This is a genomic window from Robbsia andropogonis, assembly GCF_000970345.1.
GTDB classification, from domain to species: Bacteria; Pseudomonadota; Gammaproteobacteria; order Burkholderiales; family Burkholderiaceae; genus Robbsia; species Robbsia andropogonis.
The window spans coordinates 13,126-39,993 of the sequence record NZ_LAQU01000038.1 but is presented as its reverse complement, the minus strand read 5'-3'; the positions used below and the strand labels follow the sequence as shown (position 1 = coordinate 39,993).

Sequence of the window (26,868 nt, the reverse complement as noted above, 5' to 3'; positions counted from 1 at the left end):
GGCACCAGGCAAGCTACCCGGAACCGAGCCGTCACCACTGTCGTCCAGCCCGATACTTTGTACAAACCGTTTCCTGGGTAAAGCATCCGAGTAGATCTCGCCATTGATCGACGTGATCCCGGCGGCATCGGCATCGATGCTTGCGGCACCCCCTTGAGCACCTCGCTCATATAGCTCATCCACACCGGCAATGCGAGCTGTGCACCAAATTCGCGGCTTCCCAAGGTGCGCGGCTGGTCATAACCGAGCCACGCCACCGCGACCTGCGTCTGCTGATAGCCAGCGAACCAGCCATCATGCGCATCGTTGGTCGTGCCGGTCTTGCCCTGCAGATCGTTGCGACCCATCTTATTGGTTGCAGCGCCCGTGCCCCGCGTCGCCACGTCGTGGAGCAAGCTGTTCATCAGATAAGCATTGCGCGCATCGATCACCCGGGGGGCATTCTCACCCACCACCAGCGGCTGCGCACGCGACAGGATATTACCGTTGGCATCGCTGATCTCGCTGACCAGGTAAGGGTTGACACGGTAGCCGCCGTTGGCGAATACCGCATACCCATTCACCAATTGCAATGGCGTGACGAGCCCCGCACCAAGCGCCATCGGCAGATACGGTGGGTTCTTGGCCGGATCAAAACCAAAGCGCGTGATGTAATCCTGCGCGTAGTGCGTGCCGATGTAATTCAGGATGCGGATGGACACCAGGTTCTTCGACTTGTCGAGCGCCGTACGCATGGTCATCGGTCCTTCGGGCTGATCGTCGTCGTGCGGTTCCCAAGGTTGACCGCCGGTTTGTTGCGCACTGAAGTACAACGGCGCGTCGTTGATGATGGTCGCCGGCCCCAGGCCCTTGTCAAGCGAAGCCGAATAGATGAACGGCTTGAACGTCGACCCCGGCTGACGCCATGCCTGCGTTACATGATTGAACTTGTTCTTGTTAAAGTCGAAGCCCCCCACCAGCGCCGTCACGGCACCGTCCTTCGGCCGCAGGGCGACCAATGCGCCTTCCACTTGCGGCAGTTGTGTGATGTCCCAACCACCGTCGGCATCGTTCGGATCCTTCGTCGGAATATCCTGGATCAAACGAATCACGGCGCCCGGACGCAGTAACTTTGCAGGCTGCGCGCGCGGGTTCAACGACGCCGCCGCAAAACGAAGCCCTGCACCGGAGATCGTGATGGTCTGGCCATTCAAGCGTTGCGCGACGACCTCTTTCGGCGACACCTTGATCACAACCGCCGAAACGATGTCGCCATCGTCCGGGTGATCGAGCAATGCATCCTCCACTGCCTGGTCGCGATCATCACCACTGCCCGGCAGATCGATAAACGCTTCCGGACCACGATAGCCATGACGCTTTTCGTAATCCATGATGCCTTTGCGCAGCGACCGATAGGCTGTTTCCTGGTCACCCGAGTTGATCGTGGTCACCACGTTCAAGCCTCTTGTATATGCGTCATCCTTGTACTGCGCATACATCATCTGCCGGACCATTTCGGCGACGTATTCGGCATGCACGCTGAACTGATTCATCGATCCTGCGCGCGTGTGGATATTCTCCTGGATCGCGGCGTCATATTCTTCTTTCTTGATGTAGCCGAGGTCGAGCATCCGCTTCAGGATGTATTCCTGACGAATCTTCGCCCGCTTCGGATTGACCACGGGATTATAGGCGGATGGCGCCTTCGGTAGCCCGGCCAGCATGGCCGCCTGTGCTAGCGTGATGTCCTTCAAGTCTTTCCCGAAATAGACTTGCGCCGCGCTGGCGAAACCGTAGGCTCGCTGCCCCAGATAGATCTGGTTCATATACAGCTCGAGGATCTGATCCTTCGACAGCGCCGACTCGATCTTATACGCCAGCAGCATCTCGTAGATCTTGCGGGTATAGGTCTTTTCACTGGACAAGAAGAAATTTCGCGCGACCTGCATCGTGATCGTGCTGGCACCCTGCGACGCCCCACCGTGCATGATGTCGTTCACGCCCGCACGCAGTATCCCGATAAAATCAACACCACCGTGCTCATAGAACCGATAGTCCTCGATCGCAAGCACGGCGTCCTTCATGACAGGCGGGATATCGGCAAACCGCACCAGCCGCCGGCGTTCTTCGCCGAATTCGCCGATCAACACGTGGTCCGCCGTGTAGATCCGCAATGGCACTTTCGGCCGGTAATCCGTCAAGGCGGTCAACGGTGGCAGGTTTGGCGTCATGACGATCAACGCGTAACCGACGATCAATGCTCCGATCACGATCAGTCCGCCAATCAAGCCGAGGAGTGCCAGAATCAACCGGGAAGCCAGGGAGCGAGAGGGTTTCGGGTCTTTGCCAGGGGTAGTGGGTTGTCGCGTGGAAGCCATGTAGAAGCGGTAAGTCGATTGCCTGCGCCGCGGCGGTCGCCGCCGGATCACCGACGGTCGGGACACGCCAAGGCGCGCGTATTCGGCTGTGCGTGCCGCGCCGACAGGCAGACGGCTGCACCGATCGGTCGCGCGGAGATGAAAGCGATTTGCAAGCCTGGCAGCGGCGGCGCAGCAAAATCGCGCTGCTGACAACCGATGCCATGCCGCATTGTAAAGAAACCGGGCGGCTTCGGGCTTGAAATGTCGCAATACTGCCCCGATTTTTTGTAATAGTTTTCCGGGACACGCGTTCACGCAACGCCTCGTCCACGGTGGATGGGTGTTCCTTGAAATGTCCTGTAACTGAATTTACCCGGATGACGGGATGCTGAAGCCGGGCCATGCGCCGCCCCAGCCCAGCTGTGATATGTTGGCGGCGATGACTTTTGAGATGGAGAGGCACGATGTCGCTATTCGATAGTATTTCCCGTACCATGAAAGGTCTGTTGAACGATGCGGCGGATTCCGTGCAGGACCCGTCGCGCGATGCCCGGCAGATCGTCCGGGAACTGGATGCCAGCATCCAGCGCGCGGAAAACTCGCTGATTGAAATACAGGCGCAGTACAGCAACCAGGAAAGCAAGCGCGACCTGGCCAACGATAAGGCCACGAAATACGCGGCGGGTGCCCTGCGCGCGCTGAAGGGTGGCGACGAGGGACTGGCAAAGGAAGCACTGACCGCCCAAGCAAGCGCCGAAGCCGAACGCGACGCTTTGGCCGCGGAATTGGACAAGCTGAAGCCGTCGCTCGATCACTTGAAATTACAGATCGACGACATGCGCAAGCGCCGCAATGAATTGAACGCCCGCACCAATATCCTCGGCGCGAAGCAGGAAATCGCCAAGGCGAAGGACACGGCAGCCACGGCGCTCGGTGGGATCGGCGGCAAGGACTTGTCCGCTGAATTCGAGCGCCTGGAGGAAAAAGTCAATCTCTCCAACGCGCGCTCAGACGCCCGCCTGGGCTCGGCGGACGAGCGCAGCGGCAAGACGCTGGACGATAAGCTGGCGGCGATGAGCAGCGGCCCGTCAGTGGATGATCGCCTTGCCGCACTGAAAAAACAGTTGGATGGTGGCGACGGCGACAAGCCCACCGCCTGATCGAAGCGTTCCACCCTGCGATTGATGCCGGGTTCGCTTCCGCAAGATTATCGCGGGGCGCCGGCTACCGCGACAACACCGTGCCGTATCGACATGTCGACTTTGAATCAACGTAATTTGCGTAAGCGCCTTGGCGGCGTGGCGATGAGCATCGCGCTCGGGATCCTGTTTCTGGCTGCCCCACCACTGGTGGCTACGATCTTGCCGGGAACCGGCCTGGTCGGTGGTATCGCCATGGCCGCCACTGCCCCCTCGGTAGACCAGGTGGAAGCGGCCATCGCCCGCGGCGACATGGACGGTGCACATCGGATGCTGCAACAAGTCATTGCAGCCAATCCGAACAGCGCGCGCGCACATTACCTCGATGCGCAGGTCCTCGAACACAGCCACCGATATGCCGACGCACTGTCCGCGTTACAGGCGGCCCGACGGGTCGACCCATCGCTCGGCTTTACCGACAAAGCGAAATTCGAAGCAGTAGAGCGCCGTATCACGGCCGAAGCCGGCAGCAGGAACGGCAGCGCGCGCATGAACGGCAGCAACGGCGCCGCCACGGACAGCGGTGCCCTCCAACAGACAGCGTTGTCCGCTGCCCCCACCCATCATAGACCAGGTATCGGCATGTGGATCGGAATTCTGGTGATTGGCTTGTTGGTCGTGTTGTCGATTCGATGGGCGATGCGCAAACGGCAGACAGAAGAAGAAGCCGGCGCGACGGATATCCATCGCGACGCCTTGAAGCAGGCGACAGCACTGCAGCAATCGCTGCGAGCGATCAAACTCGATCTGAAATTATCGACGGCGCCCGAAAAAGATGCCTGGTTGCGTGATGCCGACACGGTGGAAGGAGAAATTCGCGCGCTGATCGACGAGTTGACCAGCGCGAGCGACGGGGCCGAGCGCTACAGCAGTCCGGAAACATCGCCGCCGTACCGGCTTGCGGACCTGACGCGCCGCGTCGACCGGCTCAAAGCCGTTTCCGAAGGCCGCCCGGACCCAATGCTGCAAAATGCGTCCACTGCGAGTCTTTCTTCACAGGGTTCACGGTCCGCCTATGCCGACGAGGCCGATCGTTTGTCGGGCAATCAGACATTCGGAAACCAGCCATACACCAACCAGCCGCCCCAACAGCAGCCAACCGTGATCGTGCAGCAGCCGCAGCAAGGCGGTTTTGGCGCCGGCATGGGTGGGCTGATGACAGGCGTTCTGCTGGGCGAGATGATGGGCGGCCATCGAGACCGCGAGGTGATCGTGGAGCGTGACGGACCGCGTCAGGACCGGCCGGAGGACGGCGGCGGCAATGCAGGTAACCAGGGTCAGAATGCCGGCTTCGACTTCGGTAATGGCGGCGATAAATGGGACGACGGCTCAGGCGGGAATGACGGCGGTTTCGACCTGGCCGACAACACCGATAACGATTGGGATAATTCGTAAAGCCACCCTACTTCGCCGGCCAGTTCATTGCGCCAGCCAGCGGAGGAACATCACCAGGAAACGAAACACCGCGACAAGCCAGCGCCATAGCAACACCAACTGGTCCCAAAGGCCGCCTTCCGTACCCATCGTCACCTGCCATCACGAATGCGCCGTATTGGCGATACGGCGCATCCTACACCAACGTCGCGTCTCTCGTCTGTCGGCGGCGCACTTATTAGTTGCCCGGCAACGGAACGTCCGGCGCTTCGTTGGTCAGCGTCTCCCCGAGCTTGTCGAAGATGCGTTGTGTCGCACCACGCGATTGCAACGCGAACAACAACAAGGAGCGCCCGGTCACCTGATAGACATCCCCGGAACCGAATTCCGGCAAGGTGTCGCGCACAGGCATGTTCGTGTCGACCATGCACGTCCACTGGTCGCTGCCGGGAATCTCCGGCAACGTGAAGTCCACCACGTCGTGATGTGCATTGAAAACGATCAGCAACGTTGCATCACCCGCCGGTTTGCGAATGCCGCTCGCCTGGGCCCGGCCATCGATGACCATGCCAAAACAGCGCATCGTGCCATCATCCCATTGCTCGTCGGATAGCGGTTGGCCATCGGTACCCAGCCACTTCACATCGCTGACTTCCAATGCCTCGTTCCATTCTCCGGTCAGAAACCGGTTACGTCGCAAGACCGGAAGACGTTGGCGCAGTTGCAACAGGTTGCGGGTAAACTCAACCAGCGCGCGGCCATCGTCGTCGATATTTTCCCAATCGACCCAACTGATCTCGTTATCCTGGCAATAGGCATTGTTGTTGCCCTGCTGCGTTCGACCAAATTCATCGCCCGCCAGGATCATCGGTGTGCCTTGGGAGAACAGCAACGTTGCGAGCATATTGCGTTTCTGACGCTCGCGCAGCACGCGCACTTCCCATTGCGCGGCCAGCGATGGCACATCGTGTTGTGCGTCATTTGCCGTATCGCCGGCTTTCTCGATCTGCTCCGACAAGGCCGCCGTGGACGGAACCGGTCCCTCATGGCCACAATTCCAGGACCGATTGTCAGACGATCCGTCACGATTATCCTCGCCATTCACATCGTTATGCTTGTCGTTGAACGTCACCAGATCGTTCAACGTGAAGCCATCATGCGCGGTGATGAAGTTGACACTCGCCCAGGGACGTCGCCCGCGGTGATTGAATTTGTCCGCGGATGCCGTGATCCGCGTGGCAAGTTCCGATGCAATTGCATCATCGCCCTTCCAGAACGCACGGACGGTATCGCGGTAACGGTCGTTCCACTCCGCCCAACCCGGTGGGAATCGACCAACTTGATAACCGCCCGGACCACAATCCCATGGTTCCGCGATCAACTTGACACTCGACAAGATGGGATCCTGCCGGCAGCTATCGAGGAAACCGCCACCTTCATCGAAACCGTGTGGCTCGCGTCCCAGGATCGTCGCCAAGTCGAACCGGAATCCATCCACATTCATCTCGGTGACCCAGTAGCGCAAGCTGTCCGTCACCATCTGCAATACACGAGGATGCGATAGATTCAGGGTATTACCAGTGCCGGTGTCGTTGATATAGTAGCGCTGCTCGTCAGGCATCAGGCGATAGTACGACGCATTGTCGATACCTTTGTAGGACAACGTCGGGCCTAATTCATTGCCTTCCGCAGTGTGGTTGTACACCACGTCGAGAATAATTTCGAGACCGGCGTCATGGTAGCGATCGACGGTCTCCTTGACTTCGTCCAGCCTGCCGGTGCTGAGGTAACGCGGATCGGCCGCGAAAAAGCCGATCGTGTTGTACCCCCAATAGTTCGTCAGGCCTTTCTCGAGAAGGTAATCGTCATTAACGAACGTGTGTATCGGCAACAATTCCACGCTGGTGACGCCCAATGCTTTTACGTAATCGATGACCACTTGCTCGCCTAGCCCGGCAAAGGTCCCGCGCACGTTTTCCGGCACCTGCGGATGACGCATCGTGAAACCCTTCACGTGCGTTTCGTAGATCACCGTCCGATCGAAGGGCACCCGAACGCGGGTGGGATGATGCCAGACGAAACTTTGATCGACCACACGACACTTCGGCACGAACGGCGCACTATCGCGTTCGTCAAAGGAAAGATCCTGGTCCGGATGCCCCAGCGTATAGCCGAACACTTCCGGTGCCCATTTCAACTCACCGACATGCGCTTTTGCATAGGGATCGAGCAATAGCTTGTTCGGATTGAAACGATGACCATTTTCCGGTTCATACGGGCCGTGGACGCGATAACCGTACACGGCGCCCGGCGCGAGGTCATGCACGTAGACGTGCCAAACCTCATCCGTATATTCCGGCAGCACGATCCGCTCGATTTCCTGCTCGCCCTTGTCGTCGAAGATGCACAGTTCGACCTTTGTCGCATGCGCCGAAAACAGCGCAAAGTTCACGCCCTTGCCATCCCACGTTGCACCCCGTGGAAATGGTGTTCCTTCGGAAATGCGGCTTGCCGTCGTTGTCATTCTGTTCTGCGCTCCCTGGTGGTGCGCGCCCACTGCGATGTCGCCGCGTCGACCAATACCAAGACGGCCGGCGGCGATGCCGGCGGCCGTCATTTGATGGTTACTCGACGCGGCGAAAGGACGCGACCGGAATCACGTAGCAGGATTCGCGCCAGACATGGAACAGCGAGTCAACACGCGCAACGCCTGTCACGGCAATTGACGCGCCGAATGGTTTGCGTCAAGCGTCGACAGCCATTTGCGACCATAAAGGAAAAGTGCAAAGCCGCTGACAAAACCCAACAGCGCAATTTTTCTGATCATCGTATGCTCCTTCAATCGGCTGTTATCACGCTTTACTTCCATGCTTCAAGTGTCGCACAACGGCCAGTTCACCGTATTCAAGTGGCTGCATGGGTCGCAACATCAATGAGCGGGTTTTCAGGCAAAATCATCCGAATTGACGTATGCTGACCCGAACACGTGCATCGGTATCGCATTGCACGTAGCAAACGGTTTCACTGCACGACTTGCCAGACAGGGTAATACAGGTACTTGCTTCGCGGCTTCTTGCTGGCCGGATTCCTGTATTTTGTTCCTTTTTCCATCGCGCGCCGACGCTCGGCGGTCGTACGATATGGCTTCTCGGAAAACAACCGCCCGCCGGCAGTCCTCTGCCGGGGTGGCGACATACTTGGATGTGATACGTGGCTGGTCTCCCGCCTGGACCGCCATGCCTGCACGCCTTGACAGCAAGCTTGCCAGGGCACGTGCGCAGGATGAACCGGTACTTTATGCGCACTTTTTACCAGGCCTCGACCTGCTATTGTGCGCGGTGCCCGGCGCGCGCGCCCCTTACCCTCCCTTATCCGAACTACGCCAACGCTGCGTGGAAAGTGTGATGCATGCGCTGGAACAACCGTGTTTGCGATTGGAAACCGGTGGTTGCTGGTACGAGCACAATGGCGTGGCCGTGCTGGTTTTTGCCAGCGGCGCACGATCACGTGCGTTGAACGACTTCGGCGCACTTCCCGCGGGTAGCAACGTGCGAGGTGATCGCTGAAACGTCTTAGCTACTGCACGGTTTGGGTATCCCGGCTAACATGAATCAGAGAGCTGACACGACTGCAGGTGCGTGAAGTGCAGCGTGTTGTATCACTGACGATTGAAATAGGAGGATGCCATGACGGACCATGTGTACAAGAAGATCGAATTGATCGGCTCATCGGAAACGTCGATCGAAGATGCCGTCAAGACGGCCATTGCAAAGGCGTCGAAGACCCTGCGAAACCTCGATTGGTTCGAGGTCGTCGAAACACGTGGACATTTGCGGGATGGTGCGATCGCGCATTGGCAGGTCACTGTCAAAGTAGGCGTTCGCGTGGAAGACTGATCGGCCCCACCTGGAGGCGGGGAACGCCCCGGCTTCCTGGGTACAAACCGCGCATGCCAATTCGGCAAGCGCACCCGAGTTAAAACAGACGCGCCCTTGGTATATCCAGGGCGCGTTTCTTACTTGGCTTTCTCTAACTGCATCGCACGCGCCGCTGCTGCCCCTGCTTTAGGCGATACCTTCTTACCTGGTGGTGGCGCCATCGGCTTTTCCTGGAGCGCCTTGAACAACTGCGCGCACGGTGCTTCCTCATGGTGGCTGGGCGCCAACAGCGGTATCAGCGCGGCAAACGGGTTCAGCAGGCCCAGTCCGACCGCCGCAGCCCCACGCGCGGCGAGTGGCAATGCATCCACACCAATATGCGGGTCCTTGAATGTTCCCTTCACATACAAGGGCGAGCGTAACGAGAATATGCGGAAGCCCTTGGTATGGGGGTGAATGCCCAAATCCATCCCCTCGGTACGAAGATCGATCGTCCCATCGACATCGATAACCGCATCCTGCGTATCCACCACGAAGACCTTCGAATTCAACACGCCGTTGTCAACGACGAAGTCCGATGCCGCGCAATTGATCTGCACATCCCGATTGCCGAACAGGCGTTCGATGACCGCATTGGCGACATTCAAGCCGGCCGCCTCCATCAGGAACGCGCTCACCGCACCGTGCTGGACCAGCAACTTGATTTCACCGTTCGAGGTAGCGGCCAGGCGGGCCGGTGAGTTGCCGGTTGCGGAAAGCGCCGCATCGCCGTTGATCTCCCCGAGCGCGCTCTGCATGGTCTTCGATGTCGGGAACAACTGTTTCAGCTTCACATGCCGTGCCCCCATCGACACGCGCGCCTGCAGCGGCTCCTTGCCCCCGTCCAGATCGATATCGGCAGTGAGGTCCCCCCCCGCCACGCCGAAGCGCAGCGGGACCAACTGCAATCGACCATTGCTCAACATCACGTGCGTGTAAAGATCCGTGATCGGCAAGGATGCGTCACGGATAATGCGTTTGCCGGCAAACGTCACATCGGCATCAATCGATTTCCAGCGATCGGTACGGAATGCCTCGACAGGCAATGCTTTGTTGCTGGGCTGCCTGTCGACATCACCACGTTTTGCTTTTTCCGCGTTTGAATCCGCGCCGATCAACGGGGCGAGGTCCGAAAACTGCAATAGATGCGAGACAAGGTTCCCACTGAGCTTGGGGCGTGGCGTTATGCCTTCGTACACCAGCGTTCCGTTCAAATCGCTGCCACCTACGCGTCCCGTAAAATCCTGATAGCGGAATACGTTACCTGCGGGCTTGAATGCCCCAATCAAACGCCCTTCCGTGGCGAATGGCGGCGAGTCGGGCAATGCGATTCCGGTTAGCGAATACAGATGAGACAAGCTCTGACCTTGAAACCACAAGCGCAAATCAAGTGCCGCGAGATGCATGGGGTCCGTCAGCGTACCCACCAAAGCGATGCGTGTATCGCCTATCTTGACGTCCGCCTGCAATGGGAAAGGCCGTGTCGCGTCTTGAAGCGACAGCACTTCGCCCAGCTTTCCGGTGCCGGAAACTGGGCTATTGTTGTATTTGCCCTTCATCGTCCACCCCAAGCGATAGGGGCTGACTGGTGTCACCGCCGGCACTGCACCGGCGGTTGGCGAAACACCCTTTGCAGCGGTCACATTGGACGCGGACAAGGAGGTACCCTCGCGCCCGGAGGACGCCTTCGACGCCGTCGACCTGGCGGATGCCCCAGACGAAGCAGCGTCGGCGCCCGCCTCAGAGGCAGCCATGGCCACATCCTTCGCCGCATCCGCTGCGCCATCACCAGGCGCGGTGGCACTGGCCGCGACCACCCCGCGGTTCGTCGTCCTGGACGCCTCGCGTGCATCCGACGCGGCGGATGAGGCAGACGCGGCAGATGCGGCCGACGCCTGCGATGCTTCATTGGCCGCGGCCGCTTTCGAGAATTTCGCGGCGCCGTTGCGTCCCAGCGTTTCACTCGACTCTCGTCGTGAGGTTTCCTCTTGCTGCTTCAACATCTCGCCGAACGGGATCGGATTGCCTAACGTATCGAGCGTCAGCGTCAGGTCGGCCTTGCGATCCTCATCCAGCACAGTGATCGTACCCGTGCTGAAGGTGATGTCACGCAACGCCACCTTCCAGGCGCTCGACTGCGCGCCGCCACTAGACGAGGTCTTAAATGTGTAGTTGTTACGACCGTCGTGCATGCGTTCGATGTCCACTTGCGGTTGCCGCAATGCGACCGACGGAATCGAAACCTCACGGATCAGCAATGGCGGTACGGCGACGTCGAAGTCGACGGCGGCCACGGAAACCATCTCTTTCGTGCGTGCCCAATCCGCATTGGCCAAGGTAATGTCATGCGCGCTGACATGCGGCCATGGAAGCCATCCACGCCAGCCCGGTGCGTCGGGCGGTCGCCGCCACTTCACCGACAGATCGCCATTGATTGCAAACGGACGACCCAATTCTTTGGAGACCTTGTTATTAATGAATGGCTTTGCGCGATTCCAATCAAATGTCGCGACGAAAATAACCACGGCCAGCATCAGCACCAGCAGGATGACGACAAGCCACATCAGTCCGCGAAAAATACGCCCGCCTGTCGTACGTGGCGGTTTGTGCCCGTGATTACCGGACCCATTACCATCGCCGCCATTGTCGCCACGAGGGCCGTTATTTCCAGTCTCACTGTCGAACATGCGCGTCGCGCTGTCTGTTGACGATTCACGGGAAACATCTGCCGGAGATACTATTGCGGCGTGTTGATGATCCAACCCACCCGAGGGTTCATCCGTTCCGGGCCGCTCCGCCATGCCTTTATCTCCTTGCTCTACCGGTTTTTGCCGCCTATCCGCCAACATCGTGTGGCGTGGAACGGCCATGCGGATTGCATTATCGTTCTGGTTGCCAGGCCTGTGCCGGGGTTGCAGCGCAAAAAGCAACGCATGCGCGCGTAAAAATGTCATCTAAAGCCGCAAAAAACATGCCCAGGCATGGTGCACGATCACGGAAAACTGTTTCCGTCGCATAAGAGGCCGCGAGAACAGCACGCGTTGACTCGCCTCATCGTTGGGCGATGTCGTCGAGCATCTTCTCGAGGCGATCGAAGTCGACCGGTTTCGTGACATGATTGCCGAAGCCAGCATCGAGACAGCGGCGCATATCCTCTTCCATGCCATAACCGGTTATCGCGATCGACGGCGCCGCGTGCTGCATCACGTTCCAATGGCGCACAACATCCAGGCCCGTGCCGTCCGGTAGTCCGATGTCGCTGATCAGCAAGTCATATCGGCCCGCATTGATATATTCGCGTGCCGCGCCGACGGACTCGGCCACATCGACACGGTGTCCGAAGACTTCGATCAGTTGCGCCATCGCAGCCGATGTGTAGGCGTTATCCTCGACCAGCAATACGGACAGCACCCGGCGAGCGGCCGCCGTCGACGCGACCACGACATCGTCCCCCGCCTCCACCGGTGTATGCCGCGCCAATGGGATCGAGAAAGTGAAGCGCGCGCCCTGATCACGCCCGGCGCTTTCCGCGCGAATGCTACCACCGTGCTTTACCGCCAGCGTGTTGGCAATCGCCAAGCCGAGACCGAGCCCGCCAAAAGCAGGGCCGATTGTTTCGTCGGCCTGCTCGAACGCGGAAAAGATTTTCGGCAACGCGTCCGCACTGATGCCAATGCCCGAATCATCAACCTGTACCGCCACATGTTCCGAGTCGGGATTGAACAGCGTGACATCGATGGTGCCATTCGCTGGCGTGAACTTCACCGCGTTCCTGACAAGGTTCCAGATGATCTGCTGCAATCGCGCAGCGTCACCCCGGACTCCGCTCTGCGTCTCCCTGCGGATGATATGCAAGGTCTGTCCTTTCGCGGCAATGTCGGCGGTCGACATATTGATCGCGTTCTCGAGCAAATCTCCCAGAGATACCGATGCAAAGTTCAAACTGAGTTTTCCGCGCGAAATGCTCGTCAGATCGAGCAGGTCGTCGATGAGCCGCGCTTCGAGCTCGACGTTGTGCTGTACGACATTCAGCAGGTGCGTGTGCTCCTCATCGAGCAAACCTTTCATGCGCATCAACCGCGCCGCGGCAAGAATCGGCGTCAACGGCGTGCGCAATTCATGCGACAACACCGCCAGGAAATGGTCCTTCGCGCGATTTGCCCGCTCCGCCTCTTCCTTTGCCTGCTGCAATGCATCCGCCGTGCGCCGCGCTTGGGTGGTATCGCGTAAGATCAATGAAAACCCCGCCAGCGCACCACGCGCATCATGCATGGCCGTGGTCACCAGCGAGGCAAATACACGCTGGCCGTCCTCGCGGGATACCCAGCGATCATCGGAATGGCTGCCAGATGCCTTGGCGCTGCGCATTGCATCGCCAAGGACATCGGCTTCGGTAAAGAGACGATCGGCGCATTGGCCCACCATCTGCGCTTCCGTGTAACCCAGAATCTGGCGGGCGGCGTGATTCCATGTCTGAATGTGGCCTTTCGGGTCCAGCGTAATCACCGCATAATCTTTCAATGCGTCGACTAACTGCCTGAAATGCGTCTCCGTTTCTTGCAGACGCTCCTCCGCCTGCAGCCGCTGGCGCTTCTCGTCGCGCTCGGCCAATGCACGCTGAATCACTGCGGGAAGGCGTTGCAGGCGCTGCTTTAAAACATAATCAGTCGCGCCACGTTTCAGCATGTCCACCGCATGCTCTTCGCCGAGTACGCCCGAGACGAAAATGAAGGGCAGATCCTGCGAATACGCACGTGCCATCCCCAATGCCTCGCCGCCGGAGAACGACGGCAAGACAAAGTCCGCGAGGACGACGTCATAACGCCCCGTGCGGACCGCCGCATCGAAGTCGAACGCGTTATCGACGATATGGACGTCATAGGTAAAGCCGGCGACATCCAGCCGTGACAACGTCAACTCCGCATCAAGCGAGCTGTCTTCGACCAACAGCAGATGCAGCGGCTCAGTCACCTTCGGGTCCCGTCGACCGCGCTGCGGTTTGCGCGTGTTTCGGCATCGTGAAAAAGAACCGCGCACCGCGATCCAGTTCACCTTCCGCCCAGGTGCGGCCATCGTGACGCTCGATGATGCGACGCACGTTCGCCAATCCAATACCGGTGCCCTCGAAGTCCTCGGTGCGATGCAACCGCTGGAACACGCCAAACAGCTTGCCCACGTAGCGCATGTTAAACCCCACGCCGTTGTCGGCCACCGAAATCACATACTCCGTCGCGCCCTCGCTTGCGTCCACGGTGATTTCCGCTTGCTCGCGTGTGCGCGTGTATTTCACCGCGTTGGCAAGCAGATTACGGATGGCAAGCAGAAGAAAGGCGGGATCGCCGATGACAGTCGGTAACGGCGCGATATGCCAGACAATGCGTCTATGCGGATTCTCATGCTGCATTTCGCGGATAACGGTATCCACCAATGTATTGAGTCGTACAGGCGTCGGACGCAATGCCGCGCGTCCCATTTGCGAGAACGTCAGCAGGTCGTCGACCAATGTGCCGGCGAAACGCGCCGAATCGACGATATTCTTCAGGAAGCGTGCACCCCGCTCCGTCAACCGATCACCTTCATATTCAGTCAGCAGGTCGGCATAGCCCACGATATGCCGCAAAGGGGCACGCAAGTCATGCGAAACAGAATAGGAAAACGATTCGAGTTCCTTGTTGACACGCCCAAGCTCGGCGGCAATGGCGGCCATCTCCTCGGCGCGTCTCAGCACGATGCTGAGCACCGAGGCGCGAAATTCATGCGCCGCCGCCAGTTCGCCCGCGCGCCATCGAACGGATCGATTGCGCACCACTTCTTTCCAGGTCTCGAAACTTGTACGCGGTGATAAACGTCCACTCGCGTCGGCATCCAGCTTGCGCGGATTGCCCGCCCACTCGATGGTCCGAACGACCTCCGGCCGGAACCATATGACGAAGTGTCTATGCAAGCGCGAAATCTGCACCGCGAGCATGCCGCTGGCAATTCCGGCGAACGGTAGCGCTGCCGGCAACTGCTCGCCAATCGCATCGGTGGCGAACACGTCACGCGTCGACTGCGTGCCGATATGGGAAATGAGCGCCTCGATCGTCGCTTCATCCGGCGTCGCACCCACCGTGACCGTGCGCCCCTCGAACACGACGGCCGCGCCATCGGCAGCCATGAATCGCAGCAGGCCGCGCGGATCCGACATCAGGCTATCGACGAAATCATCCCGATCGGACATTGTCGCAATCAGATCGACAAGCATCCGTCTCAGTTCCAGGCGGTAATCCGATTCAGCGCGGTCCTCTTTCGCCTCCATTTGCAACGATAAGACGGCACCCAAGTGTTCACACGCCGCGCGAGTCTCAAAATTAAGGTGACGGGGCGTTGCGTGATGACAAGAGATCAAACCCCACAAACGACCGCGCACGATAATCGAGATCGACATCGAACTGGCCGTGCCCATATTGCGCATGTATTGCAAATGCACCGGCGAGACGCTACGCAACGTTGCGTACGACAGATCCGTGGGCCGACCGGTATGCGGATGGATCGCCGGCAGCAGCACCGACGGTGCATAGCCCGCGTCGACGATTAAACGGATACGATGCTTTAAATACAACGCCCGCGCCTGTAGCGGAATATCAGATGCAGGAAAATGCTGACCCATATACGAGACATAGTCGTCCTCGCGATCTTCCGCTAGCACCTGGCCGTTGCCATCTTCATCGAAACGATACACCAGTACACGACCGAAACCCGTGATCCGACGTACTTCGCGTGCCGCAACGACGCTGAGGGCCTCGACCGTGCCCGCATCCTGCAAGCGGCCGATAAACGTGCGTACCAACGCATAGATCGGACTGAAAACGTTCCCGACGTGATCGGTCGGTTCGATTTCCAAGAGTGTCACACCATCATGCGCGTGCACGATCAAGTCAAGCGCGCGCTCACCCCGCGCATGCCGCGCCGCCGAATCCGCGGCATCCGACGCATCGGACACGCGATGAGCCATGCTATCAGGCGACCACGAAACCCGACAGACATACAAGGGCTGGTCATTGATCTCCGCAGATGAAAGCGCCTCGACGATTGCACGCGCGCCGCCCTCTCCTATCACCTCGGCCACCGGAAGACCGAGCATTGCCTGCGGCGGGCGGCGCGTCAACTCGGTGATGTTGGCCGAGCACTGGATGACATGGTGTGACGCGTCCAGTGCAAGGACATAGCCATGCGGCTGAATGCCCCCAGGAATATGGATGGGCTCGGCATCGCATGCCGCGACAGCGGCGCGGAACGCGATGTCGTCAAAAGGGTCATCACAGTTTTTCACACTACTGGCGGTCGGCGTATCATCCGCTGTCGCCGATACCGCCACGACTTCGGTGGACGCGAGCCGGGCGACATTCGCGCCCGGCATCGACGGCTTGTCATCCGATCCCGGCAAAATGGTCGTCATGCTGCGGGCTGAGCCAGGATCGTGGTTTGTCCCGGCGTATCCGGCGAGGGCAGCCAGGATTGCAAGGCACGGAATGTCGCGCGGGCGGACGCCACGGCTTCCATGAATTCGCCTTCGGGTACACGCGCCGTTGCCTCCACCTTGAACGCGTTCCACATGCTGCCGGTCTTGTCGCCGTACGGATCAAAGTAGGCATAGCCTTGTCGACCGCTGAGCTGAAAGCGCTGTGCCATCGCAGGACCGATGAATCGCCCACCAAGCGTCGAGCCTTCCATCACATAGAGGGTTCCGAAACAGGCGCCGATCCCGTGCATTGGCACGGTTGCCGCCCACGCCGAACCGCCGGCCGCCAATGCTGCCGATATCGGCATTTGCCCCAGAAAGGCAAGGTCGGCATCGAGCAAAGCCGTTTTTTCGCGTGTCGAAACAAACGCCTCAAGGTCGTCGGGTACGGCCGCGCGCAGACGCGTCTCCCAGGGCGCCACGAAAGCACGAAACCGCGTCAGAAGCGCTACATATTCGTCCCGCCGCATTGTCGGGCGCATGATGTCCATATCGCGCTCCAGCGCATGATGGCAATCAGCGGTCTCTGTTTTTAAACGGCTTAGCAGGTCAGTCATGAAAGCGTACGACGGCAAAGAGTCATCAAGGCGGCAAGTGATCTGGTGTTTCGGCACTTCGTGGACGCCCGTTCAACGGCGTCCTCGTCGACATGCGTTACCTTGGCTCCACCCGCATCGCCGCGTCGTGGCCAAAGATTACGGCAGTAGACCTCGAAATCCTGTTTTACATCATAACAACGATTATTCTGCAACGCTGCACGCCTGTGAACCCCTGCCGGCAGGCCTATCCAACCCGGTGTTGCTGCGGCGCGATTGCGTGAAAACCTGTATGCCTATACAGTTTCAACATGACCTTTCCAGATCAGACATCTCCTTCTCCCGATACGCGGTCCGAGGCGTCCGCGGATGCCTCGCGTGCGGTGATGGCGGCGTTGCTCGATAAATTGAATCCGGCGCAGCGGGAAGCGGCCTGCCATGGCATTGGCGGGGCCCGTGGTGAGGCCGGCGATCCGCCAGGGTTGCCGATTTCGGAGCCGCTATTGGTCATCGCCGGTGCCGGCACAGGCAAAACGGCGACGTTGGCGCATCGCGTGGCGAATCTGCTGGATCATGGCGTCCCCTCCGAACGCGTGCTGCTGCTGACCTTCTCCCGTCGCGCCGCCGTCGAAATGACACGTCGCGTGGACCAATTGCTGGTACGTGCCGCCATCGAGCGCGCCAAGCTGACGGGCGCATCGCCGCGACAAGCGGCGCGGACGGCGGCACGCGATACATTGCCCTGGGCCGGCACTTTTCATAGTGTCGGCGCGCGCCTGCTGCGTGAATATGCGCCCTATATCGGTGTGTCTCCGGCGTTCACGATCCTGGATCGCCCCGACGCGGCGGACCTGATGAACCTGATCCGGCACGAACGCGGCCTTTCGGTGAAACAGAAGCGCTTTCCGACAAAGCAAACGTGTATCTCGATCTATTCCAGGGTGGTGAATACGGGGCTAACGCTGGAGGCGACGTTGGCGAGGCATTTTCCCTGGTGCGCCGAATGGGCGGACGCGTTACGCGATTTGTTCGCCGCTTACGTCGAGGCAAAGCAAGCACAGGATGTGCTCGACTATGACGACCTGTTGCTGTATTGGGCGCAAATGGCAGCGGAGCCGGCACTGGCGGGGGCGCTCGGTGAGCGTTTCTCCCATATTCTTGTGGACGAATACCAAGACACGAACACCTTGCAGGCCGACATCGTCCGACGCATGAAGCCGGATGGCCGCGGCGTGACCGTTGTGGGCGACGATGCACAATCGATCTATGCGTTCCGCGGTGCAACGGTCCGCAATATCCTCGATTTTCCTCGAACATTCGCCACGCCGGCGCGCGTTGTGACGTTGGACCGCAACTATCGTTCAACGCAGGCGATCCTGGACGCCGCGAACGCCGTGATCGGCCAGGCATCCGAAGGTTATGCGAAACGTCTGTGGAACGACGGCCGCGCCGGCACGCGCCCGATCCTGGTGACGGTAACCGACGAGGCCGCGCAAGCGCAGTATCTCGTCTCACGCATCCTGGAAAACCGCGAAGCCGGCACGACGCTGAAGTCACAGGCAGTACTGTTCCGCGCCGCGCATCACAGTGCGCCGCTGGAAATCGAGCTGACGCGACGCAATGTGCCATTTATCAAGTTCGGCGGATTGAAATTCCTTGATGCCAGCCATGTAAAGGACCTGCTCGCCGTGCTGCGATGGTTCGAAAACCCACGCGACCGCGTGGCGGGCTTTCGCGTACTGCAAATGCTACCCGGCATCGGCCCGGTCAAGGCCGGCGCGGTCCTCGACGTTGTCGGTGACGATTTGACGCGGTTGCCGGTCAATGCTACGGCGCCACACGCACCGCCCGGTGTGGAAGGGTGGGATGCGTTCGCCAAACTGGTCTCTCAGGGCGCATGCAACAAAACAGACTGGCCGACGGAACTCGATCGTATCCGTACATGGTATGCGCCGCACCTGGCGTGCGCGCATGACGATGCCGATGTGCGCGAGGCCGACCTCGATCAGTTGCAGCAGATCGCGGCGACATTCCCGTCGCGGCAACGCTTCTTGACTGAATTGACGCTGGACCCACCCGATGCCGTCAGCGACGAATCGGGCGTACCACTGAAAGACGAGGACTACCTTATCCTGTCGACGATACATTCGTCCAAGGGACAGGAATGGGCCTCGGTATTCCTGATGAATGCGGTGGACGGCTGCTTGCCGTCCGATCTGGCCACGGGACAAATCGATGAGATCGAAGAAGAACGGCGGCTCCTGTATGTGGCCATGACGCGCGCAAAATCGTCACTGGATATCGTCGTGCCACAACGGTTCTATGTGCATCAGCAAGCGGCGCAGGGAGATCGGCACGTCCATGCGTCGCGAACACGCTTCCTGCCACAACGACTGGTGCCGCTGTTCGACGTGCGATCCTGGCCACCGCCGTCGACGCCAACCGCGCACGGTTCACAGGCATTGGCCGCAGTCAAGATCGATATCGCGGCGCGGATGCGTGGCATGTGGAAGAACTGACATGGCTTACCGGTACAATACGCGCCTGCCCGTACCCTCTTTCTTTTCTTTGCGCTGATGAATCTCGTTCTGCAAGTCCCGTCGGCCGTCGCCCTGCGCGACTTTGCCGTTCCACGTCCCGCGCACCCGATGGACGCGCACCATATCGCGGCCGTCCAGTCCCTGTGTCTGAGCCGCACCGTCGAGACGATCGACGATTACGCAGTGCGTTTCACGGACGTTGGCGATACTGCCGATCAGGCACAGGCTCGCGCCGCCATTGAGCAGTACTGCGCAACCAATGGGCTCGATGCCGGCTGGGTCCCCTCACGGCCGCTGTCGTATTTTCGCCTGTTGACGATGGATATGGACTCGACGTTGATCACGATCGAATGTATCGACGAGATCGCCGATTTTTGTGGCCTCAAAATGGAAGTCTCGGCCATCACGGAAGCGGCGATGCGCGGTGAAATCCTGGATTTCGGCGAAAGCCTGCGGCGCCGTGTAGCGCTGCTGCAAGGGCTTGACGCTTCCGTGCTGGAGAAGGTATATGCCGAGCGGCTGCGGCTGTCCCCAGGCGCGGAAGCGCTGCTGGCCGGCGCCCGGGCCGCGGGTTTGAAAACCTTGCTGGTGTCGGGCGGCTTCACGTTCTTCACGGAGAAACTGCGCGCGCGCCTGGGCCTGGATGCGGCGTATGCCAATACGCTCGAAATCATCGATGGCAAACTGACCGGACGCGTGTTGGGCGAAATCGTCGATGGCGCGTTCAAGGCGCGCCGTCTGGTGGAAACCTGCGCCGCCATGGGCGTCTCGCCGGACATGGCGATTGCGATAGGCGATGGATCGAACGACCTGCCGATGATGGCCGAGGCCGGTCTGTCGATCGCCTTTCACGCCAAACCGAAAGTGCGGGCGGGCGCAAGCGTGGCACTGGAGCACGCCGGCCTCGACGGTGTGCTACGGCTGTTTTCCTGAATAAGACCGCCCCGTCCGCTTAAGCACATCGCCCGTCCCCCACGCATGCGGGGCGGCCAGCCGCTTTAACCGGCGACCGGCGTCAGATGGGCTGTCAGGCTTTGTTCGAGATCGGCCCGCAGATCCTCTTCGTTTTCCAAGCCGACATAGAAGCGCACCAACGTGCCTTTGTGTGGCCATGCCGCCGCCGTGCGCAACGAGGGCAGGTCATATGGCAACGCGAGGCTATTCGCACCGCCCCAGCTGAAACCGATCTTGAACAGCTTCAGCCCTTCGATGAACGAGTCGATCTGCTTCGGCGAATACGCAGCGTCGAAAACCACCGAGAACAAGCCTCCGGCACTGGTGAAATAGCGTCGCCAGTTCGCATGGCCCGGACAATCCGGCAAGCCCGGATGGAGCACCGTTGCCACTTCCTGGCGCAGCTTGAGCCACGTCGCCAGGGCCAAGGCACCGCGGTCGTGCGCCGCGTAGCGTAATGCCAGCGTCGGCAGGCTGCGTAGGATCAACGAGCAGTCATCTTGCGATACCCCCAGGCCCAGGCGCGCCCGCGCCCGCTTCAACTTGAAATGCAGATTTTTATCACGGGTAACCAGCGCGCCCATCAGCACGTCGCTGCCACCCGATTGATATTTCGTCAGCGCCTGCATAGAGATATCGCAACCATAATCGAATGGCTTCAACCCAATACCCGCTGAATACGTGTTGTCGATTGCCGTCGGCACCCCTGCCGCTTGCGCCGCGCTGGTGATAGCGGCCACGTCAGGCACTTCCATCGATACCGAACCAGGGGCTTCGATCCAGATCAATCGGGTGTTTGGCTGAATCATTGCCCGCACTGCGTCGCCGTCCGTCGGATCGTAATATCGCACCGTTACGCCGAAGTCCGCAGCGAGCCATTCCGCGTGCTCCCGGTTAGGCGTGTAGGCGTTATCCGGGACCAGCACGTCATCACCCTGGCGTACCAGCGCGAAATAGACATTCGAGATGGCGGCAAGTCCGGACGGTTGCAGCAGACAGTACTCGCCGCCTTCGATCATCGCCAGACGCTTGGCCAATGTGGCGGAGGTTGGCGTTTGATGCAGGCCGTAGCGCCATTGTCTATCGCTGTGCGGATCGAAGTTCCGCATTGTCTTCAGGTCCGGGAACACCACGGTGGACGCCCGATGCACGGCTACGGGAAAAGCATCGAACCCTGGTGCAAGTTCCGGGGATTCATGCAGCAAACGCGTCTGGTAAGAAGGAATATCGGAAGGCGTGACACTCATGGTGATCCTTGTAGCGTACTGTAACCGGCCTTGGGGGCGCCAACCGCTACAATGCACGCAGCGTACCCCATCCCCGATGGGACCGGTTTGCGCGAGACGCCAACGGCCGAAAACCCGTCTGCGCCCCTGCTGCCTGTCCACGGGACATGCGGGATGCTGCGGCCGCGGTGGTTGGTACCCGCCTGACGGCTTGTATCAATGAATTGCATTGGACGTAGTATAGCGGTCCGCGCGCTTTGGCATCGGGAATGCCCGCATCGCCCGTCGCCACGTTCGGCGTGCACGGACCAAGAAAAACCGGCATCGCGCGCGATGTCTCGTTCGGCATGACAATTCGCCCCATTTTCGCTTCACCAGGAAAGTTCGATGACGTTTGCGTTTTCCCTGCGGCCCGCCGCAGAAGCCTTATCGCCCCCCATCGCTCCCGTGACCGCGCGTGCTGCTGCGTTTTCACGTACGCGCCCGCCACGAAGCGTCGCATGCCTGGCCCTGGCGCTCGCCGTTGTCGGCATCACCGGACTGTCGGGGTGCGGCACACTGGAGAAAATACCCAGGCCATCGTTTCTGCACAAAGCGTCGCCTGACCTGACCAACGGACGAGCATCGGCGGAGAACATGGTGCGATTGGATGCCGCCATCCGATCGGGCTGTGACGTCGTGGACAATATCGAACGCCCTCCCCCGAAGCAGGACCCACGTGACCCCTCGCCGCAACGCTGGGTCGCCCGCACCTGCCACGGCGATATCTCGTACGACGTAACCACCGTGCCGGGTGCAAACGGCCCATCAATCAAGGTGACCCCGGTACCCGGCCCGATCGATCGACCGATGAACAAGCATTTCATCCCGGCGGGAATGGATGGGGCCTTATCACCGACCGGTTCGTCCAGCGGCGATAGGCCAGATAGTGCCCCCGATAACCAGCCGCTGCCGTCGCAGTAAAGCGCGTCACCACACAGCCTAGTGCCCCAGTCGCGAAAAGGACAACGGCGGCACGGTCCAAGGAAGGTCCAGTGCCGCCGTTATCGAAATGCCGCCCCTCAGCCGGACGCAGTCGTCACGCCGTCAGGAAACATCGCCCCATAAATCGTGGCCATCGGCACCCGTCACGCGTACGGTAACGAAGTCTCCTGCCTTGTAGCGTTTCGAGGCTTTCTGCGCCGGTGAAATATAGACAACGCCATCGATTTCCGGCGCATCCGCGGCCGAACGACCGATACCGCCATCGGCATTGACTTCGTCAACCAGCACGCGAATCAGCTTGCCGACTTTTCGCTTCAACCGCTCGGCCGAAACACGCTCGGCCACCGCCATGAACCGGGCCCGACGTGCTTCACGAACGTCATCCGGCAACGCACCTTCCAGCGCATTGGCCGTTGCGCCTTCCACCGGCGAGTATGCGAAGCACCCGACGCGATCGATCTGCGCTTCCTCGATGAAATCGAGCAACGTCTGAAACTCTTCCTCGGTCTCGCCCGGAAAACCCGCTATAAAAGTGCTGCGAATCGTCAATTCCGGACATATCTCACGCCACGCCTTGATCCGCTCCATCGTCTTTTCGACATTGCCAGGGCGCTTCATCCGACGCAGCACATCCGGGTGCGCGTGCTGAAGCGGCACGTCCAGATAAGGTAATACCCGCCCCTCGGCCATCAACGGAATAATCTCGTCGACATGCGGATAGGGGTAGACATAGTGCAGACGGACCCAGCCACCGTGCTGTTGCGCCAATTCGCCGAGCGCGGCGACCAATTCGGTCATGCGCGTCTTGATTGGACGCCCCTGCCAGAAACCAGTGCGGTACTTGATATCAACGCCGTAAGCGCTGGTGTCCTGCGAGATAACCAGTAGCTCCTTGACGCCCGACTGGAACAGCTTTTCGGCTTCGAGCATCACCTCGCCGATTGGCCGAGATACCAGGTCGCCACGCATGGAGGGAATGATGCAGAACGTACAGCGGTGATTACAACCTTCGGAAATCTTCAAGTAGGCGTAATGGCGGGGCGTCAGTTTGATTCCAGCCGGTGGAACGAGGTCCGTGAATGGGTCGTGTGGCTTAGGCAGATGGTTGTGGACTGCTTGCATCACCTCGCCCACCGCATGCGGCCCGGTCACCGCCAGCACGCGTGGGTGAACGTCCTGAACCAAGCCGCTGCCGCTCGCGCCTTTCTTCGCGCCGAGGCACCCCGTGACGATGACCTTGCCGTTTTCCGCAAGGGCTTCACCGATGGCATCGAGACTTTCCTGTACGGCCTCATCGATAAAACCGCAGGTATTGACAACAACCAGGTCAGCGCCGGCATAGTTGCCGGCAATTTGATAGCCCTCGGCCCGCAATTGCGTGATGATCTGCTCGGAATCAACGAGTGCTTTCGGGCAGCCAAGGGAGACGAAACCGACCTTCGGTGTGTCGGCAAGTGTATTCTGGGACATAACTGAGGCGGTAAGGCGCGGTCGCGCGAGCCTGAAGGGAATCGACCACCGGCCAAAAAATGGAACCGGCGCGATGCAACCGATTATTATACGCCCAGCCCAGCCTCGAATCGCAAAACCGACTGAGGATTATAGGGAAGCGACGCTTTTCCCCTACTCCGACGAATCTTGCGGCTTCGCATTCGGGGGCGATCCGAACGGAAACCCCGAAAACAACCCTTGGGATTGCCGACGCCATTGTTCCTGCATCTGCGAGAACACATCCCGCGACTGATCGAGGTAGTGCTGCATCGCATCCTGCATCGCAGGGGTAGTTGGATTCATCATCTGCATCCATTTTTCCGGACTGACCGGAAAACCCTGCGACGTGGCCTCGGCGCCAGCCGCCTCCACCTGCTTTGTAAAAGCCTGCTGCATATCGGTGAAGGCCTTGATGTTCTGCTCCAGATAGGAGCCCATCACGCCTTGCATCGCATTGCCGTAAAACCGGATCATCTGGGCGAGCATGGGGGAGGAGAACATCGGCACGCCCCCGTTTTCCTCCTCCAGAATGATCTGCAGCAAGATGCTACGCGTCAGGTCCTCGTTCGTCCGCGCGTCCACCACGGTGAACGTCTGTTGGTCCAGCACCAGTTGCCTGACATCCAGCAATGTGATGTACGTGCTGGTCTGGGTGTCATACAGACGGCGGTTCGGGTATTTCTTGATCAGCCGCTCTTCTGCGGATTTCCGATTCATGATGTCTCCATGTCTCCCTGCCATGCCTTCCGATCCGATCGGCGGCTCAGCCCATATGCAGGCCGCCATTCAACGAGAAGTCGGCACCGGTCGCAAAGCCCGCTTCCTCGGAAGCGAGCCAGTTCACGATGCTGGCGATCTCGTCCGGCGTGCCCAGACGCTTCACCGGAATCGTCGCGACGATCTTCTCCAGCACGTCAGGGCGAATCGAGCGAACCATATCGGTGCCGATATAGCCCGGCGACACCGTATTCACCGTCACGCCGCTGGTAGCCAGTTCCTGCGCCAGCGACATCGTGAAACCGTGAATACCAGCCTTTGCCGTCGAATAATTCGTCTGCCCGAATTGCCCTTTTTGACCATTTACCGATGAAATATTAATAATACGCCCGAAGCCGGCCCGCACCATCGGTTCAACTACCTGTTTGGTCACGTTGAACAAGCTGGTCAGATTCGTATCGATGACGGTGTTCCAATCCTCCCGCGTCATCTTGCGAAACACCGCGTCGCGCGTCACACCGGCATTATTCACCAGGACCGCGACGTCCCCTACGCTGTCACGCACTGATTCGAATGCGGCACGCGTCGATTCCCAATCGGCTACATTGCCTTCCGACGGAATGAAGTCGAAACCCAGCTCGGCCTGGGCCTTCAGCCAGGATTCCCGGCGCGGCGAATTGGGCCCGCAGCCGGCCACCACCGTGTAGCCGGTTTTGTGCAGACGCTGGCAAATCGCGGTCCCGATGCCTCCCATGCCGCCGGTTACATACGCCACTTTCTTCGACATCATGCCTCCTTGTAGTAACGCGTGGACCGCCGCGCCGCGTGATGCGACATCCACGGCGGACACGTCATTGATTTATCACTGCTCACCTGCCAGGCACGACCGGCCCTTATCGGCGCTCTACCGCCAATGCCACACCCATGCCGCCGCCGATGCACAGCGAAGCCAAGCCACGCCGCGCATTGCGACGCTGCATCTCGTGCAACAACGTCACCAGCACCCGACAGCCCGATGCACCGATCGGATGCCCGATCGCGATCGCGCCGCCGTTGACATTGACCTTCTCCATATCCCAACCCATCTGCCGATTCACGGCCAACGCCTGTGCGGCGAACGCCTCGTTGATCTCCATCAGATCGAGATCGTCGACACGCCATCCGGCGCGCTCCAGACACCGTTTCGAGGCCGGCACCGGGCCCATTCCCATCGTCTTCGGATCAACCCCCGCGGTCGCATGGGCGTGCACGGTTGCCAAAGGCGTCAGCCCCAGCGCCTTGGCACGGCTTGCGGACATCACGAGTACCGCCGCAGCGCCATCGTTCAAACCCGACGCATTGCCGGCGGTTACGGTGCCGTTCTTGTCAAAGGCCGGCCTGAGCCCGGCTAGCGACTCGGGCGTGGCCCCATGGCGAATAAATTCATCGATCTCGAACAGCACCGGATCGCCTTTACGCTGCGGTACCGGCACCGGCACGATCTCGTCCTTGAATCGCCCGTCGCGCTGCGCGGCCTCGGCCTTGTTTTGCGACGCCGCAGCAAAACGATCCTGGTCGGCTCGGGAAACCTCAAACGCCTTGGCGACGTTTTCCGCGGTCACCCCCATGTGATACTGGTTGAATGCATCCCAAAGCCCGTCAACGATCATCGTGTCGATCAGCTTTGCGTCACCCATCCGGAACCCGTCGCGCGAGCCGGGCAAGACGTGCGGGGAAGCGCTCATGTTTTCCTGGCCGCCCGCGATCAGGATCTCCGCATCACCCGCGCGAATCGCATTGGCCGCCAGCATGACGGCCTGCAAGCCGGAGCCGCAGACCTTGTTCAATGTCATCGCCGGCACGCTGTCCGGTAATCCGGCCTTGATCGACGCCTGCCGTGCCGGGTTCTGCCCGACACCGGCGGTCAGAACCTGTCCCATGATCACTTCATTGACCAGGTCCGGCGCGACGCCCGCGCGCTTGAGCACCGCGTCGATCACCACCGCGCCAAGATCCGCCGCCGGAACCTGCGCGAGCGAGCCGCCAAACTTGCCCACGGCCGTTCGAGCAGCCGATACGATCACGACCTCTTCCATGTGTCCCCTCCGTTC

General features: G+C 60.0%; 17 protein-coding genes and 1 pseudogene. 7 read left to right on the top strand and 11 right to left on the bottom strand.

The genetic code is table 11. The annotated features are described in order from the left end of the window. Positions 1-2,357, bottom strand: a pseudogene (locus tag WM40_RS22495) (penicillin-binding protein 1A); the annotation flags it as partial. A gap of 446 nt (positions 2,358-2,803) precedes the next feature. On the opposite strand from WM40_RS22495, the gene WM40_RS22490 reads away from it, so the two are divergent. Both WM40_RS22490 and WM40_RS22485 read left to right on the top strand, forming a co-directional pair. Continuing rightward, positions 2,804-3,499 (top strand): PspA/IM30 family protein, encoded by a 696-nt coding sequence (locus WM40_RS22490; protein WP_024902913.1) that lies wholly within the window; start codon positions 2,804-2,806, stop codon positions 3,497-3,499. 93 nt (positions 3,500-3,592) lie between these two features. Next, entirely contained in the window at positions 3,593-4,933 is a 1,341-nt protein-coding gene (locus WM40_RS22485; protein WP_157685902.1) for a tetratricopeptide repeat protein, read from the top strand. A 217-nt stretch (positions 4,934-5,150) separates the two neighbouring features. Here WM40_RS22485 and glgX read toward each other — a convergent pair whose 3' ends face one another. After that, on the bottom strand, positions 5,151-7,436 hold the full coding sequence (gene glgX / locus WM40_RS22480; RefSeq protein WP_046154036.1) for a glycogen debranching protein GlgX: 2,286 nt from the start codon (positions 7,434-7,436) through the stop codon (positions 5,151-5,153). 616 nt (positions 7,437-8,052) lie between these two features. On the opposite strand from glgX, the gene WM40_RS22475 reads away from it, so the two are divergent. Beyond that, positions 8,053-8,478: a hypothetical protein gene (locus WM40_RS22475; protein WP_046154035.1), complete on the top strand. Its 426-nt coding sequence runs from the start codon at positions 8,053-8,055 to the stop codon at positions 8,476-8,478. A 120-nt stretch (positions 8,479-8,598) separates the two neighbouring features. Then, positions 8,599-8,808 (top strand): dodecin, encoded by a 210-nt coding sequence (locus tag WM40_RS22470; RefSeq protein ID WP_024902918.1) that lies wholly within the window; start codon positions 8,599-8,601, stop codon positions 8,806-8,808. A 119-nt stretch (positions 8,809-8,927) separates the two neighbouring features. On the opposite strand, the gene WM40_RS22465 is transcribed toward WM40_RS22470, so the two are convergent. The 4 genes from WM40_RS22465 to WM40_RS22450 all read right to left on the bottom strand — a co-directional run bounded on the left by WM40_RS22465 (position 8,928) and on the right by WM40_RS22450 (position 16,887). After that, a complete protein-coding gene (locus WM40_RS22465; protein ID WP_413783821.1) occupies positions 8,928-11,699 on the bottom strand; it encodes an AsmA family protein in 2,772 nt (923 codons plus the stop codon). A gap of 181 nt (positions 11,700-11,880) precedes the next feature. Next, entirely contained in the window at positions 11,881-13,800 is a 1,920-nt protein-coding gene (locus tag WM40_RS22460) for a response regulator (RefSeq protein ID WP_046154033.1), read from the bottom strand. Further along, positions 13,793-16,267 (bottom strand): ATP-binding protein, encoded by a 2,475-nt coding sequence (locus WM40_RS22455; RefSeq protein ID WP_024902921.1) that lies wholly within the window; start codon positions 16,265-16,267, stop codon positions 13,793-13,795. The genes WM40_RS22460 and WM40_RS22455 overlap by 8 nt, the downstream gene beginning before the upstream one ends. Then, a complete protein-coding gene (locus WM40_RS22450; RefSeq protein WP_046154027.1) occupies positions 16,264-16,887 on the bottom strand; it encodes a biliverdin-producing heme oxygenase in 624 nt (207 codons plus the stop codon). The genes WM40_RS22455 and WM40_RS22450 overlap by 4 nt, the downstream gene beginning before the upstream one ends. Before the next feature lie 290 nt (positions 16,888-17,177). Here WM40_RS22450 and WM40_RS22445 point away from each other — a divergent pair, with 290 nt between their 5' ends. Then, positions 17,178-19,385: an ATP-dependent helicase gene (locus tag WM40_RS22445; RefSeq protein WP_046154026.1), complete on the top strand. Its 2,208-nt coding sequence runs from the start codon at positions 17,178-17,180 to the stop codon at positions 19,383-19,385. A 57-nt stretch (positions 19,386-19,442) separates the two neighbouring features. Further along, complete coding sequence (gene serB / locus WM40_RS22440; protein ID WP_024902924.1) at positions 19,443-20,339, top strand: phosphoserine phosphatase SerB; 897 nt, start codon at positions 19,443-19,445, stop codon at positions 20,337-20,339. A 65-nt stretch (positions 20,340-20,404) separates the two neighbouring features. Here the strand turns inward: serB and WM40_RS22435 are convergent, their stop codons facing one another. Continuing rightward, positions 20,405-21,607, bottom strand: coding sequence for a cystathionine beta-lyase (locus WM40_RS22435; RefSeq protein ID WP_036009122.1), 1,203 nt, complete (start codon positions 21,605-21,607; stop codon positions 20,405-20,407). A gap of 366 nt (positions 21,608-21,973) precedes the next feature. Here WM40_RS22435 and WM40_RS22425 point away from each other — a divergent pair, with 366 nt between their 5' ends. Beyond that, on the top strand, positions 21,974-22,549 hold the full coding sequence (locus WM40_RS22425; protein ID WP_024902927.1) for a hypothetical protein: 576 nt from the start codon (positions 21,974-21,976) through the stop codon (positions 22,547-22,549). 123 nt (positions 22,550-22,672) lie between these two features. Here WM40_RS22425 and rimO read toward each other — a convergent pair whose 3' ends face one another. From rimO to WM40_RS22405, 4 genes are all read right to left on the bottom strand, one after another. Next, positions 22,673-24,040 carry a 30S ribosomal protein S12 methylthiotransferase RimO gene (gene rimO, locus WM40_RS22420; RefSeq protein WP_024902928.1) on the bottom strand — a complete coding sequence of 456 codons (1,368 nt, stop codon included), beginning with the start codon at positions 24,038-24,040 and terminating at the stop codon, positions 22,673-22,675. A gap of 153 nt (positions 24,041-24,193) precedes the next feature. Then, positions 24,194-24,781: a polyhydroxyalkanoate synthesis repressor PhaR gene (phaR, locus tag WM40_RS22415; RefSeq protein ID WP_390173999.1), complete on the bottom strand. Its 588-nt coding sequence runs from the start codon at positions 24,779-24,781 to the stop codon at positions 24,194-24,196. Between the two features lie 43 nt (positions 24,782-24,824). After that, entirely contained in the window at positions 24,825-25,565 is a 741-nt protein-coding gene (locus tag WM40_RS22410; RefSeq protein ID WP_024902930.1) for a 3-ketoacyl-ACP reductase, read from the bottom strand. Positions 25,566-25,671: 106 nt separating this feature from the next. After that, positions 25,672-26,853: an acetyl-CoA C-acetyltransferase gene (locus WM40_RS22405; RefSeq protein ID WP_046154025.1), complete on the bottom strand. Its 1,182-nt coding sequence runs from the start codon at positions 26,851-26,853 to the stop codon at positions 25,672-25,674. Positions 26,854-26,868 lie beyond the last annotated feature (15 nt).

Excerpts from the sequence above, each read along its gene's own strand:
- WM40_RS22490 (WP_024902913.1), top strand. The coding sequence starts at position 2,804 with ATGTCGCTATTCGATAGTATTTCCCGTACCATGAAAGGTCTGTTGAAC.
- WM40_RS22485 (WP_157685902.1), top strand. The coding sequence starts at position 3,593 with ATGTCGACTTTGAATCAACGTAATTTGCGTAAGCGCCTTGGCGGCGTG.
- glgX (WP_046154036.1), bottom strand. The coding sequence starts at position 7,436 with ATGACAACGACGGCAAGCCGCATTTCCGAAGGAACACCATTTCCACGG.
- WM40_RS22475 (WP_046154035.1), top strand. The coding sequence starts at position 8,053 with ATGGCTTCTCGGAAAACAACCGCCCGCCGGCAGTCCTCTGCCGGGGTG.
- WM40_RS22470 (WP_024902918.1), top strand. The coding sequence starts at position 8,599 with ATGACGGACCATGTGTACAAGAAGATCGAATTGATCGGCTCATCGGAA.
- WM40_RS22465 (WP_413783821.1), bottom strand. The coding sequence starts at position 11,699 with ATGGCCGTTCCACGCCACACGATGTTGGCGGATAGGCGGCAAAAACCG.
- WM40_RS22455 (WP_024902921.1), bottom strand. The coding sequence starts at position 16,267 with ATGACGACCATTTTGCCGGGATCGGATGACAAGCCGTCGATGCCGGGC.
- WM40_RS22450 (WP_046154027.1), bottom strand. The coding sequence starts at position 16,887 with ATGACTGACCTGCTAAGCCGTTTAAAAACAGAGACCGCTGATTGCCAT.
- WM40_RS22445 (WP_046154026.1), top strand. The coding sequence starts at position 17,178 with ATGACCTTTCCAGATCAGACATCTCCTTCTCCCGATACGCGGTCCGAG.
- serB (WP_024902924.1), top strand. The coding sequence starts at position 19,443 with ATGAATCTCGTTCTGCAAGTCCCGTCGGCCGTCGCCCTGCGCGACTTT.
- WM40_RS22435 (WP_036009122.1), bottom strand. The coding sequence starts at position 21,607 with ATGAGTGTCACGCCTTCCGATATTCCTTCTTACCAGACGCGTTTGCTG.
- WM40_RS22425 (WP_024902927.1), top strand. The coding sequence starts at position 21,974 with ATGACGTTTGCGTTTTCCCTGCGGCCCGCCGCAGAAGCCTTATCGCCC.
- rimO (WP_024902928.1), bottom strand. The coding sequence starts at position 24,040 with ATGTCCCAGAATACACTTGCCGACACACCGAAGGTCGGTTTCGTCTCC.
- WM40_RS22410 (WP_024902930.1), bottom strand. The coding sequence starts at position 25,565 with ATGTCGAAGAAAGTGGCGTATGTAACCGGCGGCATGGGAGGCATCGGG.
- WM40_RS22405 (WP_046154025.1), bottom strand. The coding sequence starts at position 26,853 with ATGGAAGAGGTCGTGATCGTATCGGCTGCTCGAACGGCCGTGGGCAAG.